Genomic DNA, 13,509 nt, shown 5'->3' with positions numbered 1-13,509 from the left:
GTCCGCACAACACGAACGGGCCCGCCCCCGAAAGGGGCGGGCCCGTCACGACGCGGAAGCGTCAGGCGTCCTTGGACTCCTCGGTGGCGTCCTCGGCCTCGTCGGCCTTGGTCGTGTCGACCTTGGTCTCCTCGGCGGCCGGAGCAGCCTCGGCGTCCTTGGCGGAACGCTTGGTGGCGGCCTCGGCCTCACCCGTCGCCTGCTGCGCGACCGTCAGCGCCTCGACCAGCTCGATGACAGCCATGGGCGCGTTGTCGCCACGACGGTTACCGATCTTGGTGATGCGGGTGTAGCCACCGGGACGGTTCTCGTAGCGCGGGCCGATCTCGGTGAAGAGCGTGTGCACGATGCTCTTGTCCGTGATCACCTGGAGCACCTGACGGCGGTTGTGAAGGTCGCCCTTCTTGCCCTTGGTGATCAGACGCTCGGCGTACGGGCGCAGCTTGCGCGCCTTCGCCTCGGTGGTGGTGATGCGGCCGTGCTCGAAGAGGCTCTTCGCGAGGTTCGCGAGGAGCAGCTTCTCGTGTGCGGCGCTGCCGCCCAGACGGGCACCCTTGGTGGGCTTCGGCATGGTGTCTCTCCTAGGTGTCTGCCCCGGCCGTATCAGGTACCGAGGTCAGTATCCGAGCGAGCGGGTTGCTCGTCGGAGACCCGCGCCCCAAAGGGGCGCGGGGAACTGCGCGACCAGCCACAACGGCCCCGCAGCCAAGGACCGGCAGTCGGTCCCGAGCTCTTAGTACTGCTCGGTCTCGACGAACCCGGCGTCTGCATCGTCGTCCGCGCCGAAGGCATCCGCGGCGGCGGTCGGGTCGAATCCGGGCGGGCTGTCCTTCAGGGCCAGGCCCATGCCGGCCAGCTTCGCCTTGACCTCGTCGATGGACTTCGCACCGAAGTTGCGGATGTCCAGCAGGTCGGCCTCGGAACGCGCCACGAGCTCACCCACGGAGTGGATGCCCTCACGCTTGAGGCAGTTGTACGACCGAACGGTGAGCTCCAGCTCCTCGATCGGCAGGGCGAGATCAGCGGCAAGGGCGGCGTCCGTGGGGGACGGGCCCATGTCGATGCCCTCGGCGTCGATGTTCAGCTCGCGGGCGAGACCGAACAGCTCGACCAGGGTCTTACCGGCCGACGCCATGGCGTCACGGGGACGCATGGCCTGCTTGGTCTCGACGTCGACGATCAGCTTGTCGAAGTCGGTGCGCTGCTCGACACGGGTCGCCTCGACCTTGTACGTGACCTTCAGCACGGGGCTGTAGATGGAGTCGACCGGGATACGGCCGATCTCCTGGCCCACCTGCTTGTTCTGCACTGCGGAGACGTAACCGCGGCCACGCTCGACCGTGAGCTCCATCTCCAGCTTGCCCTTGCCGTTGAGCGTGGCGAGGACGAGGTCGGGGTTGTGCACCTCGACACCGGCCGGGGGCGCGATGTCGGCGGCGGTGACCAGACCCGGGCCCTGCTTGCGCAGGTACATCACGACCGGCTCGTCGTGCTCCGAGGAGACGACCAGCTGCTTGATGTTGAGGATCAGGTCGGTGACGTCCTCCTTGACGCCCGGCACGGTGGTGAACTCGTGCAGGACGCCGTCGATGCGGATGCTGGTGACAGCAGCGCCGGGGATCGACGACAGGAGGGTGCGGCGGAGGGAGTTGCCGAGGGTGTAGCCGAAGCCCGGCTCCAGCGGCTCGATCACGAACCGGGAGCGGAATTCGTCGACGACCTCTTCGGTCAGTGACGGACGCTGAGCGATCAGCATGTGTGGATCAGATCCTTCTTTCGTGGACGCCCGCTATTTGACGCCCGACGGACCCGCACCGGTGAAAGCGCGGGGTACTGCAAGGGTACGGGCGGCACCGCTCCGAAGAGCCGTACCGCCCGCACCCTCAAGACAGCGAGCTGCCCTGGGCCGACGCGTCAGACGCGGCGGCGCTTCGGCGGACGGCAGCCGTTGTGCGGGGTCGGCGTGACGTCCTGGATCGAGCCGACCTCGAGGCCGGTGGCCTGGAGGGAGCGGATCGCGGTCTCACGGCCGGAGCCGGGACCCTTGACGAACACGTCAACCTTGCGCATGCCGTGCTCCTGCGCGCGGCGGGCGGCCGACTCGGCGGCCATCTGCGCGGCGAAGGGGGTGGACTTGCGCGAGCCCTTGAAGCCGACGTGGCCGGCGGAGGCCCAGGAGATCACGTTGCCCGAGGGGTCCGTGATCGAGACGATGGTGTTGTTGAACGTGCTCTTGATGTGGGCGTGCCCATGAGCGACGTTCTTCTTTTCCTTGCGGCGCACCTTCTTGGCAGCGCCCTGACGACCCTTGGGGGGCATCTACAAACTCCTACGGGGAGGTGGTCGGTCCTACAGCGAAGACCGCTGATGAAGCGTTGTCCGCTGAGGACTACTTCTTGCCCGGCTTCTTCTTGCCGGCGATGGCGCGACGCGGGCCCTTGCGGGTACGAGCGTTCGTGCTGGTGCGCTGACCACGGACGGGCAGTCCACGGCGGTGGCGCAGACCCTGGTAGCAGCCGATCTCGACCTTGCGGCGGATGTCGGCCTGGACCTCGCGACGAAGGTCACCCTCGGTCTTGAGGTTGTTGTCGACGTACTCACGAATCGCGACGAGCTCCTCCTCGGAGAGGTCGCGAACGCGGGTGTTCGGGTTGACGCCGGTCTCGGCCAGCGTCTTCTGCGAAAGGGTCCGGCCGATGCCGAACACATAGGTCAGGGCGACCTCCACGCGCTTTTCGCGCGGGATGTCAACACCGGAAACGCGTGCCACTTCAATGGCTCCTGGTGATCTTCGGAGGTCTTCCACAGAACCGGTTCCCAGCCGCCGTACCAGGTACGAACTGGGTCCCCGGCCTCCGAACCGGGGGTGTCAGACGGAGTACGTCTGGGTTCTGCGTATGAACAATTCAGCTTGCGTCGCGCGAATCCCTGCGAGAGCAGAGGGTTCGGTCCTGCGTCAGCCCTGGCGCTGCTTGTGGCGCGGGTTCTCGCAAATGACCATGACCCGGCCGTGACGGCGGATCACCCTGCACTTGTCGCAGATCTTCTTGACGCTCGGCTTGACCTTCATGGGATTGAGGTTCTCCGGGTCAGTGCCACCACCCCGCCGCAGCGGGATGCGGGCAAGATCTACTTGTACCGGTAGACGATCCGGCCACGTGTCAGGTCGTACGGAGACAACTCCACCACGACCCGGTCGTCAGGGAGGATACGGATGTAGTGCATACGCATCTTGCCGCTGATGTGAGCCAGGACCTGGTGGCCGTTCTGGAGCTCGACCTTGAACATGGCGTTCGGAAGAGACTCGACGACAGTGCCCTCGATCTCGATGGCACCTTGCTTCTTGGCCACGCTTCGCCCTTCGAATCGACTACCTTGATCGGTTCCCCTGCACTTCCCTGATGGGCGCATGCGGACATGCGGGTGCACGAGAGCCGACGAGTCAGTCTACGTCAGGCCACTCCGAAACACGAATCGAGGAAGGATGCCCCGGAACGGAGATCGTTAAGCGAGCGGGTCGGGAGCGGCCGTGACGCCGTGCTCCGCGAGCTTCGCCCTGCCCCCGTCGGGAGCCGTCAGGACCAGCGGTCCCTCGTCCGTCAGCGCCACCGAGTGCTCCCAGTGGGAGGACCATGTGCCGTCCGTCGTGATGACCGTCCAGTCGTCCGACAGGACCTCCGTCTTCGGTGTGCCCAGGGACACCATCGGCTCGATCGCCAGGCAGAACCCGGTGACCAGCTTCGGCCCCTTGCCCCGGCGCCGGTCGACGTAGTTCAGCAGGTGCGGGTCCATGTGCATCTCGGTGCCGATGCCGTGGCCGCCGTAGTCCTCGATGATCCCGTAGCGGCCGCCGCCCGGCTTCGGCTGGCGGCGGATGTACGTCTCGATGGCCCGGGAGACGTCGACGAGCCGGTTGCCCTGCTTCATCGCCGCGATGCCGGCCCACATGGACTCCTCGGTCACCCGCGAGAGCTCCAGGAGCTCCGGGGCGTGGCCCGAGCCCACGAAGGCCGTGTAGGCCGCGTCGCCGTGCCAGCCGTCGATGATCGCGCCGCAGTCGATGGAGATGATGTCGCCGTCCTTGAGGACGACCTCGTCGGACGGGATGCCGTGGACGACGACCTCGTTCACGGAGGTGCAGATCGTCGCCGGGAAGCCGCCGTAGCCGAGGAAGTTCGGCTTGGCGTCGTGCTCCGCGAGGACCTTGCGCGCGACCTGGTCGAGATCCCTGGTCGTGGCCCCGGGCACCGCGGCGTCTCGGGTCGCCGCGTGAATGGCGGCGACGACCAGCCCCGCCTCGCGCATCTTGGCGATCTGCTCGGGGGTCTTGATCTGCACCATGCGGCGGAAGCCTCTCTGAAACCGGGGGAACCTGCGGGGGTGCCTTCGACAAGGCGTCTTCAACGATACGTGCACCCACACAGCAGCCGCGGCCCCCTGGGAAGGGAACCGCGGCTGTCGTACGCGAAAAACCGCTGGGGAAGACCGCTTACGCGGCGTCGCCCTCGTGCTGGAGCGCCTCCATGGCACGGCCGGTGACGTCCTCCACCTTGCCGAGCGCCGAGATCGTGACCACCAGGCCCTGGGCCTTGTAGTAGTCGATGATCGGCTCGGTCTGGGTGTGGTAGACCTCCAGGCGCTTGCGGACCGTCTCCTCGGAGTCGTCGTCACGCTGGTACAGCTCGCCGCCGCAGACGTCACAGACGCCGTCCTGCTTCGGCGCCTTGTACGACACGTGGAAGACGTGCGCCGAGTCGTTGCGGCAGATGCGGCGGCCGGCGATGCGCTTGACGACCTCCTCCTCGGGTACTTCGAGGTCCAGCACCGCGTCCAGCTTCATGCCCTCGTGCTGCAGCATCTCGTCGAGCGACTCGGCCTGCGAGACGTTCCGCGGGAAGCCGTCGAGCAGGAAGCCGTTCTCGGCGTCCGGCTGCTCCATGCGGTCCTTGGCCATGCCGATGGTGACCTCGTCCGGAACCAGGTTGCCCGCGTCCATGTAGGACTTCGCGAGTTTGCCGAGGTCCGTCTGCCGGCTGATGTTGGCGCGGAACAGGTCGCCCGTGGAGATGTGCGGGATCGACAGGTTCTGGGCGAGGAACGCGGCCTGCGTTCCCTTACCGGCGCCCGGCGGCCCGACGAGGACGATACGCATCAGCGGAGGAACCCTTCGTAATTGCGCTGCTGGAGCTGGCTCTCGATCTGCTTCACCGTCTCGAGACCCACACCCACGATGATCAGGATGCTTGTCCCACCGAACGGGAAGTTCTGGCTTGCCCCGAAGCCAACCAACGCCATCGTCGGTACGAGTGCGATCAGACCCAAGTACAGCGAACCCGGCCAGGTGATCCGGTTGAGTACGTACGACAGGTACTCAGCGGTCGGTCGGCCAGCCCGGATGCCCGGGATGAAGCCACCATACTTCTTCATGTTGTCGGCGACTTCCTCGGGGTTGAAGGAGATCGCCACATAGAAGAACGCGAAGAAAACGATGAGCAAGAAGTACATGCTGATGTAAATCGGGTGGTCGCCCTTGGTGAGGTTGGCCTCGATCCAGGTCTTCCAGCTCGACGTACCGCTCGAGAACTGCGCCACCAGCGCCGGGATGTAGAGCAGCGACGACGCGAAGATGACCGGAATCACACCGGCCTGGTTGACCTTCAGCGGGATGTACGTCGACGTACCACCGTAGGAACGGCGGCCGATCATGCGCTTCGCGTACTGCACCGGAATGCGGCGCTGCGCCTGCTCGACGAAGACCACCAGACCGACCATGACCAGGCCGACCGCGATGACGGTGCCGAACTCGATCCAGCCGCCGGCCAGGGTGCCCTGCTTCTTGATGGCCCAGAGCGCGGACGGGAAGGTGGCGGCGATCGAGATGAACATCAGGATCGACATGCCGTTGCCGATGCCGCGGTCGGTGATGAGCTCACCGAGCCACATGACGACGGCCGTACCGGCGGTCATCGTGATGACCATGACGATGGTGCTGAAGATGGCGCGGTCCGGGACGATGCTCGACGCGACGGTGCAGCCGGAGAAGAGGGCGCCGCTGCGGGCGGTGGCCACCAGGCCCGTGCCCTGCAGGATGGCGAGCGCCACCGTGAGGTAACGGGTGTACTGCGTGATCTTCGCCGTACCGGCCTGGCCCTCCTTCTTGAGGGCTTCCAGGCGTGGGATCACCACGGTCAGCAGCTGCAGAATGATGCTCGCCGTGATGTACGGCATGATGCCGAGCGCGAAGATCGTGATCTGCAGCAGCGCGCCACCGCTGAACATGTTGACCAGACCGAAGAGTCCCTGGTTGCCGGACGCCTGGTCCACGCATTCCTGGACAGACTTGTAGTCGACGCCAGGGATCGGGATGTGGGTACCCACGCGGTACACCACGATGATGGCGAGCGTGAAGAGCAGCTTCTTGCGCAGGTCGGGCGTCTTGAACGCCCGGGCGAACGCGGTGAGCACGGTGCCTCCTGCGACCCCCGCGCTACTGCGTCAAGGGTGACGGTCTTGAGGTTCACGAATATGAGAGAAAGCAGTGCAGGCCACCTTACCCGGGCCGCCGCCTGCCGTGGAACGACCAACCGGGGATACCTCGTTGTGAGGTATCCCCGGTGGGTACTGCTTCAGGTCATCGTGCTCAGACGAGCTCGGTGACCGTGCCGCCGGCGGCGGTGATCTTTTCCTTGGCGGAGCCGGAGACGGCGTCGACCGTCACCTGCAGCGCCACGGAGATCTCGCCCTGGCCGAGGACCTTGACGAGGCTGTTCTTGCGAACGGCACCCTTGGCCACGAGGTCCTCGACGGTGACCTCGCCACCCTCGGGGTACAGCGCGCCCAGCTTGTCGAGGTTCACGACCTGGAACTCGGTCTTGAACGGGTTCTTGAAGCCCTTCAGCTTCGGAAGACGCATGTGGAGGGGCATCTGGCCACCCTCGAAGCGCTCCGGAACCTGGTAACGGGCCTTCGTACCCTTGGTACCACGACCGGCCGTCTTACCCTTCGACGCCTCACCACGACCCACACGGGTCTTGGCGGTCTTGGCGCCCGGGGCGGGACGGAGGTTGTGGATCTTGAGCGGGTTGTTCTCCGCCATGATCAGTCGACCTCCTCGACCGTCACGAGGTGGCGGACGGTGTGCACCATGCCGCGGAACTCGGGACGATCCTCCTTGACGACCTGCGTGTTGATGCCCTTGAGACCAAGGGAACGCAGGGTGTCACGGTGGTTCTGCTTGCTGCCGATGTACGACTTCGTCTGCGTGATCTTGAGCTGAGCCATTACGCAGCACCAGCCCCGGCACGCGCACGCAGCAGAGCCGCGGGAGCGACGTCCTCGAGGGGCAGACCGCGGCGAGCCGCGATCTCCTCGGGACGCTGCAGGCCCTTCAGGGCCGCCACGGTGGCGTGCACGATGTTGATCGCGTTCGACGAACCGAGCGACTTCGACAGGATGTCGTGAACGCCGGCGCACTCGAGCACGGCACGCACCGGGCCACCGGCGATAACGCCGGTACCGGGGGACGCCGGCTTGAGCAGGACGACGCCCGCCGCCTTCTCACCCGTGATCGGGTGCGGGATGGTGCCCTGGATACGGGGGACCTTGAAGAAGTGCTTCTTGGCCTCCTCAACACCCTTGGCGATGGCGGCCGGCACCTCCTTGGCCTTGCCGTAACCGACACCCACGGTGCCGTCACCGTCGCCCACTACGACGAGCGCAGTGAAGCTGAAGCGACGACCACCCTTCACAACCTTGGCGACGCGGTTGATCGCGACAACGCGCTCAACGTAAGCAGTCTTCTCGGCGGCAGCTGCGCCACCGTCACGACCCTTACGGTCCCGCCGCTCGCCGCCACCGGCACCGCCACCGCGGCGCTGGGGTCCAGCCATTGGATTACCTCTCTCTTTCCGCTAGCTACGAGCGGCTCAGAACTTGAGCCCGGCTTCGCGGGCGGCGTCCGCCAGGGCGGCGATGCGCCCGGCGTACTGGTTGCCACCACGGTCGAACACGACTGCTTCGACACCGGCCGCCTTCGCGCGCTCGGCGACCAGGGCGCCGACCTGCTTGGCCTGCGCGGACTTGTCGCCCTCGCCACCGCGGACCGTGGTGTCCAGGGTGGACGCCGACGCCAGGGTGTGACCCTTGATGTCGTCGATCACCTGGGCCACGATGTGGCGGTTGGAGCGGGTAACGACCAGACGGGGACGCTCCGCCGTACCGGAGAGCCGCTTGCGGATCCGGATGTGACGGCGCTTGATCGCGGCGCGCTTGTAGGCGTCGCCCTTCAGGATCTTCTGTCCGTATGCCATGGCTTACTTACCCGCCTTTCCGACCTTGCGGCGGATGACTTCGCCCTCGTACTTGACGCCCTTGGCCTTGTACGGGTCAGGCTTGCGCAGCTTGCGGATGTTGGCCGCAACCTCGCCGACCTTCTGCTTGTCGATGCCCTCGACCGAGAACCGGGTGGGGGCCTCCACCTTGAAGGTGATGCCCTCGGGGGCCTCGACGGTGATCGGGTGGCTGTAGCCCAGAGCGAACTCGAGGTTCGATCCCTTGGCCTGAACGCGGTAACCGACTCCGCTGATCTCGAGCTTCTTCACGTAACCCTGGGTCACGCCGGTGATCATGTTCGCCACCAGCGTGCGGGACAGGCCGTGCAGGGCCTTGCTCTGACGCTCGTCGTTGGGGCGGGTGACGTTCAGAACGCCGTCCTCACCCTTGGCGATCTCGATCGGCGCCACGACGGTGTGGGTCAACTCGCCCTTGGGGCCCTTGACCGAGACCGTCTGGCCGTCGATGGTGACGTCCACGCCGGCGGGAACCGTGATGGGGAGCTTGCCAATACGCGACATAGCTTTTTCCTCCGATTCCTTTCCGCTACCAGACGTAGGCGAGAACTTCTCCGCCTACGCCCTTCTTGCCGGCCTGCTTGTCGGTGAGGAGCCCGTGCGACGTGGAGATGATCGCCACGCCCAGGCCGCCCAGCACCTTCGGCAGGTTGGTGGACTTCGCGTAAACCCGGAGACCGGGCTTGGAGATCCGCTTGATGCCCGCAATGGAGCGCTCACGGTTCGGGCCGAACTTCAGCTCGAGAACGAGGTTCTTGCCGACCTCGGCGTCCTCGACCTTCCAGCCCGTGATGAAGCCCTCCTGCTGGAGGATCTCCGCGATGTGAGACTTGATCTTGGACGCCGGCATCGTCACGGAGTCGTGGTACGCCGAGTTCGCGTTCCGCAGACGCGTAAGCATGTCTGCGATCGGATCAGTCATGGTCATGAATTGGCCTTCGGCCTCTCTCGCCGGGGTTTCCAGGTGCCCATCCCTCTCCTCGATCCGAGACGAGGCGGGTGCGGTGCGGTGGACCTACGGCGTAGTAAGTCGTATGGGCGTCCAGGCGCCCAACCCTTCTAGCCTAAGCCATGAAGGGGTGGGCACCTGACACTGCCCTTTACTTACCGAGAGTTCCTGCAGTCCCGAAGTACGGGACTACCAGGAGCTCTTGGTCACGCCCGGCAGCTCGCCACGGTGAGCCATCTCACGAAGGCACACGCGGCACAGGCCGAACTTGCGGTACACGGAGTGCGGACGGCCGCAGCGCTGGCAGCGGGTGTAGCCACGCACACCGAACTTGGGCTTGCGAGCAGCCTTGGCAATCAGAGCCTTCTTCGCCATCTCGCTCACGCCTCCTTGAACGGGAAGCCGAGGTGACGAAGGAGCGCGCGGCCCTCAGCGTCGTTGGTCGCCGTGGTGACCACGGTGATGTCCATGCCCCGGGTACGGTCGATCTTGTCCTGGTCGATCTCGTGGAACATGACCTGCTCCGTGAGACCGAAGGTGTAGTTGCCACGGCCGTCGAACTGCTTGGGGGACAGACCACGGAAGTCGCGGATGCGCGGCAGCGCGAGCGACAGGGTGCGGTCCAGGAACTCCCACATGCGGTCGCCACGAAGTGTGACGTGGGCACCGATCGGCTGGCCCTCACGCAGCTTGAACTGCGCGATGGACTTACGGGCCTTGGTGACGGCCGGCTTCTGACCGGTGATCGTGGTGAGGTCGCGAATCGCGCCGTCGATCAGCTTGGAGTCGCGGGCGGCGTCGCCCACACCCATGTTGACCACGATCTTGACGAGGCCGGGGATCTGCATGACGTTCTCGTACTTGAACTCGTCACGCAGCTTGCCCGCGATCTCCTCGCGGTACTTCGTCTTGAGACGCGGAGTCGTGGTGGTAGCCATCAGATGTCCTCACCCGTCCGCTTGGCAACGCGGATCTTGTTGCCCTCGTCGTCGAAGCGGTAACCGACACGCGTGACGACCTTGTTGCCGTCCTTCTCAACGACCAGCTGGACGTTGGAGACGTGGATCGGCGCCTCGGTCGTGACGATGCCACCGGCCTGCGAACCGCGAGCGGTCGGGCCGGCCTTGGTGTGCTTCTTGACCCGGTTGACACCCTCGACCAGGACACGGTCCTCGCGGGGGAAGGCCGCGATGACCTTGCCCTGCTTGCCCTTGTCCTTACCGGTGATGACCTGGACCAGGTCGCCCTTCTTGATCTTCATGCTTACAGCACCTCCGGCGCGAGCGAGATGATCTTCATGAACTTCTTCTCGCGCAGCTCACGGCCGACGGGGCCGAAGATACGGGTGCCGCGAGGGTCGCCGTCGTTCTTCAGAATGACGGCGGCGTTCTCGTCGAAGCGGATGTACGAGCCGTCCGGACGGCGGCGCTCCTTGACGGTGCGAACGATGACCGCCTTGACGACGTCACCCTTCTTCACGTTGCCACCGGGGATCGCGTCCTTGACGGTGGCGACAATGACGTCACCGATGCCCGCGTAGCGGCGACCGGAGCCACCGAGCACACGGATGCAAAGGATTTCCTTCGCACCAGTGTTGTCGGCGACACGCAGTCGCGACTCCTGCTGGATCACGTCTATCTCCTGTTTGTCTGCCGGTTCCCCGGGAGCCGCTCAGCGAGCGGCTCCCGGAGCCTGGCGGAACTGTCCTGCGGGATGATCCCCGCAGGCGTACTTGTTTGGAATTCCCTTGCGGGAATTACCTACTTGGCCTTCTCGAGGATCTCGACGACGCGCCAGCGCTTGGTCGCCGACAGCGGGCGGGTCTCCGCGAGGAGTACCCGGTCGCCGACTCCGGCAGCGTTCTGCTCGTCGTGCGCCTTGAGCTTGTTGGTACGGCGGATGACCTTGCCGTACAGCGCGTGCTTGACGCGGTCCTCGACGGCGACGACGACGGTCTTGTCCATCTTGTCGCTGACGACGAGACCCTCACGGGTCTTGCGGAAGCCGCGGGCCTCTGCAGTCTGCTCAGTCACGTTGCTCTCACTCATCAGGCGCTCTCCACCGTCTCGATGCCCAGCTCGCGCTCACGCATCAGGGTGTAGATCCGCGCGATGTCCTTACGGACGGCCTTGAGCCGACCGTGGTTCTCGAGCTGACCCGTCGCCGCCTGGAAGCGGAGGTTGAACAGCTCTTCCTTGGCTTCGCGGAGCTTGTTGAGAAGCTCCTCGTCACCCAGTTCGCGCAGCTCGGACGCCTTGGTACCGGCCGACATCACGCTTCACCTGCCTCGCGCTTGACGATCCGGCACTTCATCGGCAGCTTGTGGGCTGCGCGAGTCAGGGCCTCACGGGCGATCTTCTCGTTGGGGTAGGACAGCTCGAACATGACCCGGCCCGGGTGCACGTTCGCGATCCACCACTCCGGCGAACCCTTACCGGAACCCATGCGGGTCTCGGCAGGCTTCTTCGTGAGCGGGCGGTCCGGGTAGATGTTGATCCAGACCTTGCCGCCACGCTTGATGTGGCGGGTCATGGCGATACGGGCCGCCTCGATCTGACGGTTGGTCACGTACGCCGGCGTGAGGGCCTGAATGCCGTACTCGCCGAACGAGACCGTCGTACCGCCCTTGGCCTGACCACGGCGCTTCGGGTGGTGCTGCTTGCGGTGCTTGACCCTACGGGGGATCAGCATGTCGGTCAGGCCTCCGTTCCGGTGCTCTCAGCCGGAGCGGCAGCCGGAGCCTCGGCCTTGGGGGCCTCGGCAGCGGGAGCCGTCTGCGGCTTACGACCGCGACCGCCGCGCTCGCCACCACGGCCACCACGGGCCGGGCGGTCGGCGCCGCCGCCACCACGGGCCGGGCGGTTGCCGGCGCGGGCAGCAGCGTTCTCGGCGCGGACCTCGGCGATGTTCTTGACATCGCCCTTGTAGATCCAGACCTTCACACCGATGCGGCCGAAGGTCGTCTTGGCCTCGAAGAAGCCGTAGTCCACGTTCGCGCGGAGCGTGTGCAGGGGCACGCGGCCCTCGCGGTAGAACTCCGAGCGGGACATCTCGGCGCCGCCGAGGCGGCCGCCGCACTGGATCTTGATGCCCTTGGCGCCGGCCTTCATCGCCGACTGCATGCTCTTACGCATGGCGCGGCGGAAGGAGACGCGGGAGGAGAGCTGCTCGGCGACGGCCTGGGCAACCAGCTGAGCGTCGGTCTCGGGGTTCTTGACCTCGAGGATGTTCAGCTGGACCTGCTTGCCCGTGAGCTTCTCGAGGTCACCGCGGATGCGGTCGGCCTCGGCGCCACGGCGGCCGATGACGATGCCCGGACGAGCGGTGTGGATGTCCACACGCACACGGTCACGGGTGCGCTCGATCTCCACCTTCGAGATGCCGGCGCGCTCCATGCCGGACGTCATCATCCGACGGATGGCGACGTCTTCCTTGACGTAGTCCTTGTACAGCTTGTCGGCGTACCAACGGGACTTGAAGTCCGTGGTGATGCCGAGCCGGAACCCATGCGGGTTAACCTTCTGGCCCATTACCGGGTTCCTTCCTTGCTGCTGACGACCACGGTGATGTGGCTGGTCCGCTTGCGGATCCGGTAGGCACGGCCCTGGGCGCGCGGCCGGAACCGCTTCAGGGTCGGACCCTCGTCGACGTACGCCTCGGAGATGACGAGGCTGCCGGCGTCGGTGTGGTCGTAGTTGTGTGCGGCGTTGGCGATGGCGCTGTCGAGCACCTTGCCGACGGGCACGGAGGCGGCCTGCGGAGCGAATCGCAGGACCGCCTGAGCCTCCGTGGCGTCCATGCCACGGATAAGGTCCACCACGCGGCGGGCCTTCATGGGCGTAACGCGGATGTACCGCGCCTGGGCCCTGGCTTCCATGGTTGTCCCTCTCAGTTACTTACGTGTCTGAATGCGATCCGCGTTTAGCGGCGCTTCGACTTCCGGTCGTCCTTGACGTGACCCCGGAAGGTGCGCGTCGGCGAGAACTCGCCGAGCTTGTGGCCGACCATCGACTCGGTGACGAACACCGGGATGTGGGTCTTGCCGTTGTGCACCGCGATCGTGTGGCCGAGCATGGCCGGGACGATCATCGAGCGACGGGACCAGGTCTTGATGACGTTCTTGGAACCGGCTTCGTTCTGGGCGTCCACCTTCTTGATGAGGTGGTCGTCGACGAAGGGCCCCTTCTTGAGACTGCGCGGCATCTAAACCCG

General features: G+C 65.7%; 25 protein-coding genes. All 25 read right to left on the bottom strand.

Features of this window, described 5'->3' with window-relative positions; all coding sequences use genetic code 11:
- Nucleotides 1–61: 61 nt before the first annotated feature.
- Nucleotides 62–571 carry a 50S ribosomal protein L17 gene (gene rplQ, locus ACGFWE_RS17085; RefSeq protein WP_393600336.1) on the bottom strand — a complete coding sequence of 170 codons (510 nt, stop codon included), beginning with the start codon at nt 569–571 and terminating at the stop codon, nt 62–64.
- A gap of 162 nt (nt 572–733) precedes the next feature.
- On the bottom strand, nt 734–1,756 hold the full coding sequence (locus ACGFWE_RS17080) for a DNA-directed RNA polymerase subunit alpha (protein ID WP_003966937.1): 1,023 nt from the start codon (nt 1,754–1,756) through the stop codon (nt 734–736).
- A 158-nt stretch (nt 1,757–1,914) separates the two neighbouring features.
- Nucleotides 1,915–2,319, bottom strand: a complete 405-nt coding sequence (rpsK, locus tag ACGFWE_RS17075; protein WP_003956432.1) for a 30S ribosomal protein S11 — start codon at nt 2,317–2,319, stop codon at nt 1,915–1,917.
- 70 nt (nt 2,320–2,389) lie between these two features.
- Nucleotides 2,390–2,770, bottom strand: coding sequence for a 30S ribosomal protein S13 (gene rpsM, locus ACGFWE_RS17070; protein ID WP_352389232.1), 381 nt, complete (start codon nt 2,768–2,770; stop codon nt 2,390–2,392).
- A 186-nt stretch (nt 2,771–2,956) separates the two neighbouring features.
- Complete coding sequence (gene rpmJ, locus ACGFWE_RS17065; RefSeq protein WP_003998809.1) at nt 2,957–3,070, bottom strand: 50S ribosomal protein L36; 114 nt, start codon at nt 3,068–3,070, stop codon at nt 2,957–2,959.
- A 59-nt stretch (nt 3,071–3,129) separates the two neighbouring features.
- Nucleotides 3,130–3,351 carry a translation initiation factor IF-1 gene (gene infA, locus ACGFWE_RS17060; protein WP_003948620.1) on the bottom strand — a complete coding sequence of 74 codons (222 nt, stop codon included), beginning with the start codon at nt 3,349–3,351 and terminating at the stop codon, nt 3,130–3,132.
- A gap of 153 nt (nt 3,352–3,504) precedes the next feature.
- On the bottom strand, nt 3,505–4,341 hold the full coding sequence (map, locus tag ACGFWE_RS17055) for a type I methionyl aminopeptidase (RefSeq protein ID WP_393600335.1): 837 nt from the start codon (nt 4,339–4,341) through the stop codon (nt 3,505–3,507).
- A gap of 148 nt (nt 4,342–4,489) precedes the next feature.
- Nucleotides 4,490–5,152 carry an adenylate kinase gene (locus tag ACGFWE_RS17050; RefSeq protein ID WP_057607909.1) on the bottom strand — a complete coding sequence of 221 codons (663 nt, stop codon included), beginning with the start codon at nt 5,150–5,152 and terminating at the stop codon, nt 4,490–4,492.
- Nucleotides 5,152–6,465: a preprotein translocase subunit SecY gene (gene secY / locus ACGFWE_RS17045; protein WP_352389234.1), complete on the bottom strand. Its 1,314-nt coding sequence runs from the start codon at nt 6,463–6,465 to the stop codon at nt 5,152–5,154. The genes ACGFWE_RS17050 and secY overlap by 1 nt, the downstream gene beginning before the upstream one ends.
- Nucleotides 6,466–6,640: 175 nt before the next feature.
- The gene (gene rplO / locus ACGFWE_RS17040; protein WP_007384079.1) at nt 6,641–7,096 is read right to left on the bottom strand and encodes a 50S ribosomal protein L15; all 456 of its coding nucleotides are present in this window, start codon (nt 7,094–7,096) and stop codon (nt 6,641–6,643) included.
- 2 nt (nt 7,097–7,098) lie between these two features.
- On the bottom strand, nt 7,099–7,281 hold the full coding sequence (rpmD, locus tag ACGFWE_RS17035; RefSeq protein ID WP_005481207.1) for a 50S ribosomal protein L30: 183 nt from the start codon (nt 7,279–7,281) through the stop codon (nt 7,099–7,101).
- Nucleotides 7,281–7,889, bottom strand: a complete 609-nt coding sequence (gene rpsE / locus ACGFWE_RS17030) for a 30S ribosomal protein S5 (RefSeq protein WP_007384078.1) — start codon at nt 7,887–7,889, stop codon at nt 7,281–7,283. The genes rpmD and rpsE overlap by 1 nt, the downstream gene beginning before the upstream one ends.
- 36 nt (nt 7,890–7,925) lie before the next feature.
- Nucleotides 7,926–8,309: a 50S ribosomal protein L18 gene (gene rplR, locus ACGFWE_RS17025; protein WP_352389235.1), complete on the bottom strand. Its 384-nt coding sequence runs from the start codon at nt 8,307–8,309 to the stop codon at nt 7,926–7,928.
- Nucleotides 8,310–8,312: 3 nt separating this feature from the next.
- Complete coding sequence (gene rplF, locus ACGFWE_RS17020; protein WP_352389236.1) at nt 8,313–8,852, bottom strand: 50S ribosomal protein L6; 540 nt, start codon at nt 8,850–8,852, stop codon at nt 8,313–8,315.
- Between the two features lie 25 nt (nt 8,853–8,877).
- Nucleotides 8,878–9,276, bottom strand: a complete 399-nt coding sequence (gene rpsH / locus ACGFWE_RS17015) for a 30S ribosomal protein S8 (protein ID WP_007384075.1) — start codon at nt 9,274–9,276, stop codon at nt 8,878–8,880.
- 210 nt (nt 9,277–9,486) lie between these two features.
- Nucleotides 9,487–9,672 (bottom strand): type Z 30S ribosomal protein S14, encoded by a 186-nt coding sequence (locus tag ACGFWE_RS17010; RefSeq protein ID WP_003948630.1) that lies wholly within the window; start codon nt 9,670–9,672, stop codon nt 9,487–9,489.
- A gap of 5 nt (nt 9,673–9,677) precedes the next feature.
- Nucleotides 9,678–10,235: a 50S ribosomal protein L5 gene (gene rplE / locus ACGFWE_RS17005; protein WP_007384074.1), complete on the bottom strand. Its 558-nt coding sequence runs from the start codon at nt 10,233–10,235 to the stop codon at nt 9,678–9,680.
- Nucleotides 10,235–10,558, bottom strand: coding sequence for a 50S ribosomal protein L24 (gene rplX / locus ACGFWE_RS17000; protein ID WP_003992365.1), 324 nt, complete (start codon nt 10,556–10,558; stop codon nt 10,235–10,237). Before rplX ends, rplE begins: the two co-directional genes overlap by 1 nt.
- A 2-nt stretch (nt 10,559–10,560) precedes the next feature.
- The gene (gene rplN, locus ACGFWE_RS16995) at nt 10,561–10,929 is read right to left on the bottom strand and encodes a 50S ribosomal protein L14 (RefSeq protein WP_003998823.1); all 369 of its coding nucleotides are present in this window, start codon (nt 10,927–10,929) and stop codon (nt 10,561–10,563) included.
- A gap of 128 nt (nt 10,930–11,057) precedes the next feature.
- A complete protein-coding gene (gene rpsQ, locus ACGFWE_RS16990; protein WP_007384073.1) occupies nt 11,058–11,345 on the bottom strand; it encodes a 30S ribosomal protein S17 in 288 nt (95 codons plus the stop codon).
- The gene (rpmC, locus tag ACGFWE_RS16985; RefSeq protein WP_005481220.1) at nt 11,345–11,569 is read right to left on the bottom strand and encodes a 50S ribosomal protein L29; all 225 of its coding nucleotides are present in this window, start codon (nt 11,567–11,569) and stop codon (nt 11,345–11,347) included. The genes rpsQ and rpmC overlap by 1 nt, the downstream gene beginning before the upstream one ends.
- A complete protein-coding gene (rplP, locus tag ACGFWE_RS16980; protein WP_006140905.1) occupies nt 11,569–11,988 on the bottom strand; it encodes a 50S ribosomal protein L16 in 420 nt (139 codons plus the stop codon). The genes rpmC and rplP overlap by 1 nt, the downstream gene beginning before the upstream one ends.
- Before the next feature lie 5 nt (nt 11,989–11,993).
- Nucleotides 11,994–12,827, bottom strand: coding sequence for a 30S ribosomal protein S3 (gene rpsC / locus ACGFWE_RS16975; RefSeq protein ID WP_352389237.1), 834 nt, complete (start codon nt 12,825–12,827; stop codon nt 11,994–11,996).
- Nucleotides 12,827–13,174: a 50S ribosomal protein L22 gene (gene rplV / locus ACGFWE_RS16970; RefSeq protein ID WP_006604878.1), complete on the bottom strand. Its 348-nt coding sequence runs from the start codon at nt 13,172–13,174 to the stop codon at nt 12,827–12,829. The genes rpsC and rplV overlap by 1 nt, the downstream gene beginning before the upstream one ends.
- Before the next feature lie 44 nt (nt 13,175–13,218).
- The gene (gene rpsS / locus ACGFWE_RS16965; protein WP_007384069.1) at nt 13,219–13,500 is read right to left on the bottom strand and encodes a 30S ribosomal protein S19; all 282 of its coding nucleotides are present in this window, start codon (nt 13,498–13,500) and stop codon (nt 13,219–13,221) included.
- Between the last annotated feature and the right edge of the window lie 9 nt (nt 13,501–13,509).

The sequence above is a fragment of the Streptomyces sp. NPDC048523 genome (genome assembly GCF_043199815.1).
Classification (GTDB): domain Bacteria; phylum Actinomycetota; class Actinomycetes; order Streptomycetales; family Streptomycetaceae; genus Streptomyces.
Note: the sequence above shows the minus strand (reverse complement) of the source record. Positions and strands in the feature narration are given on the sequence as shown.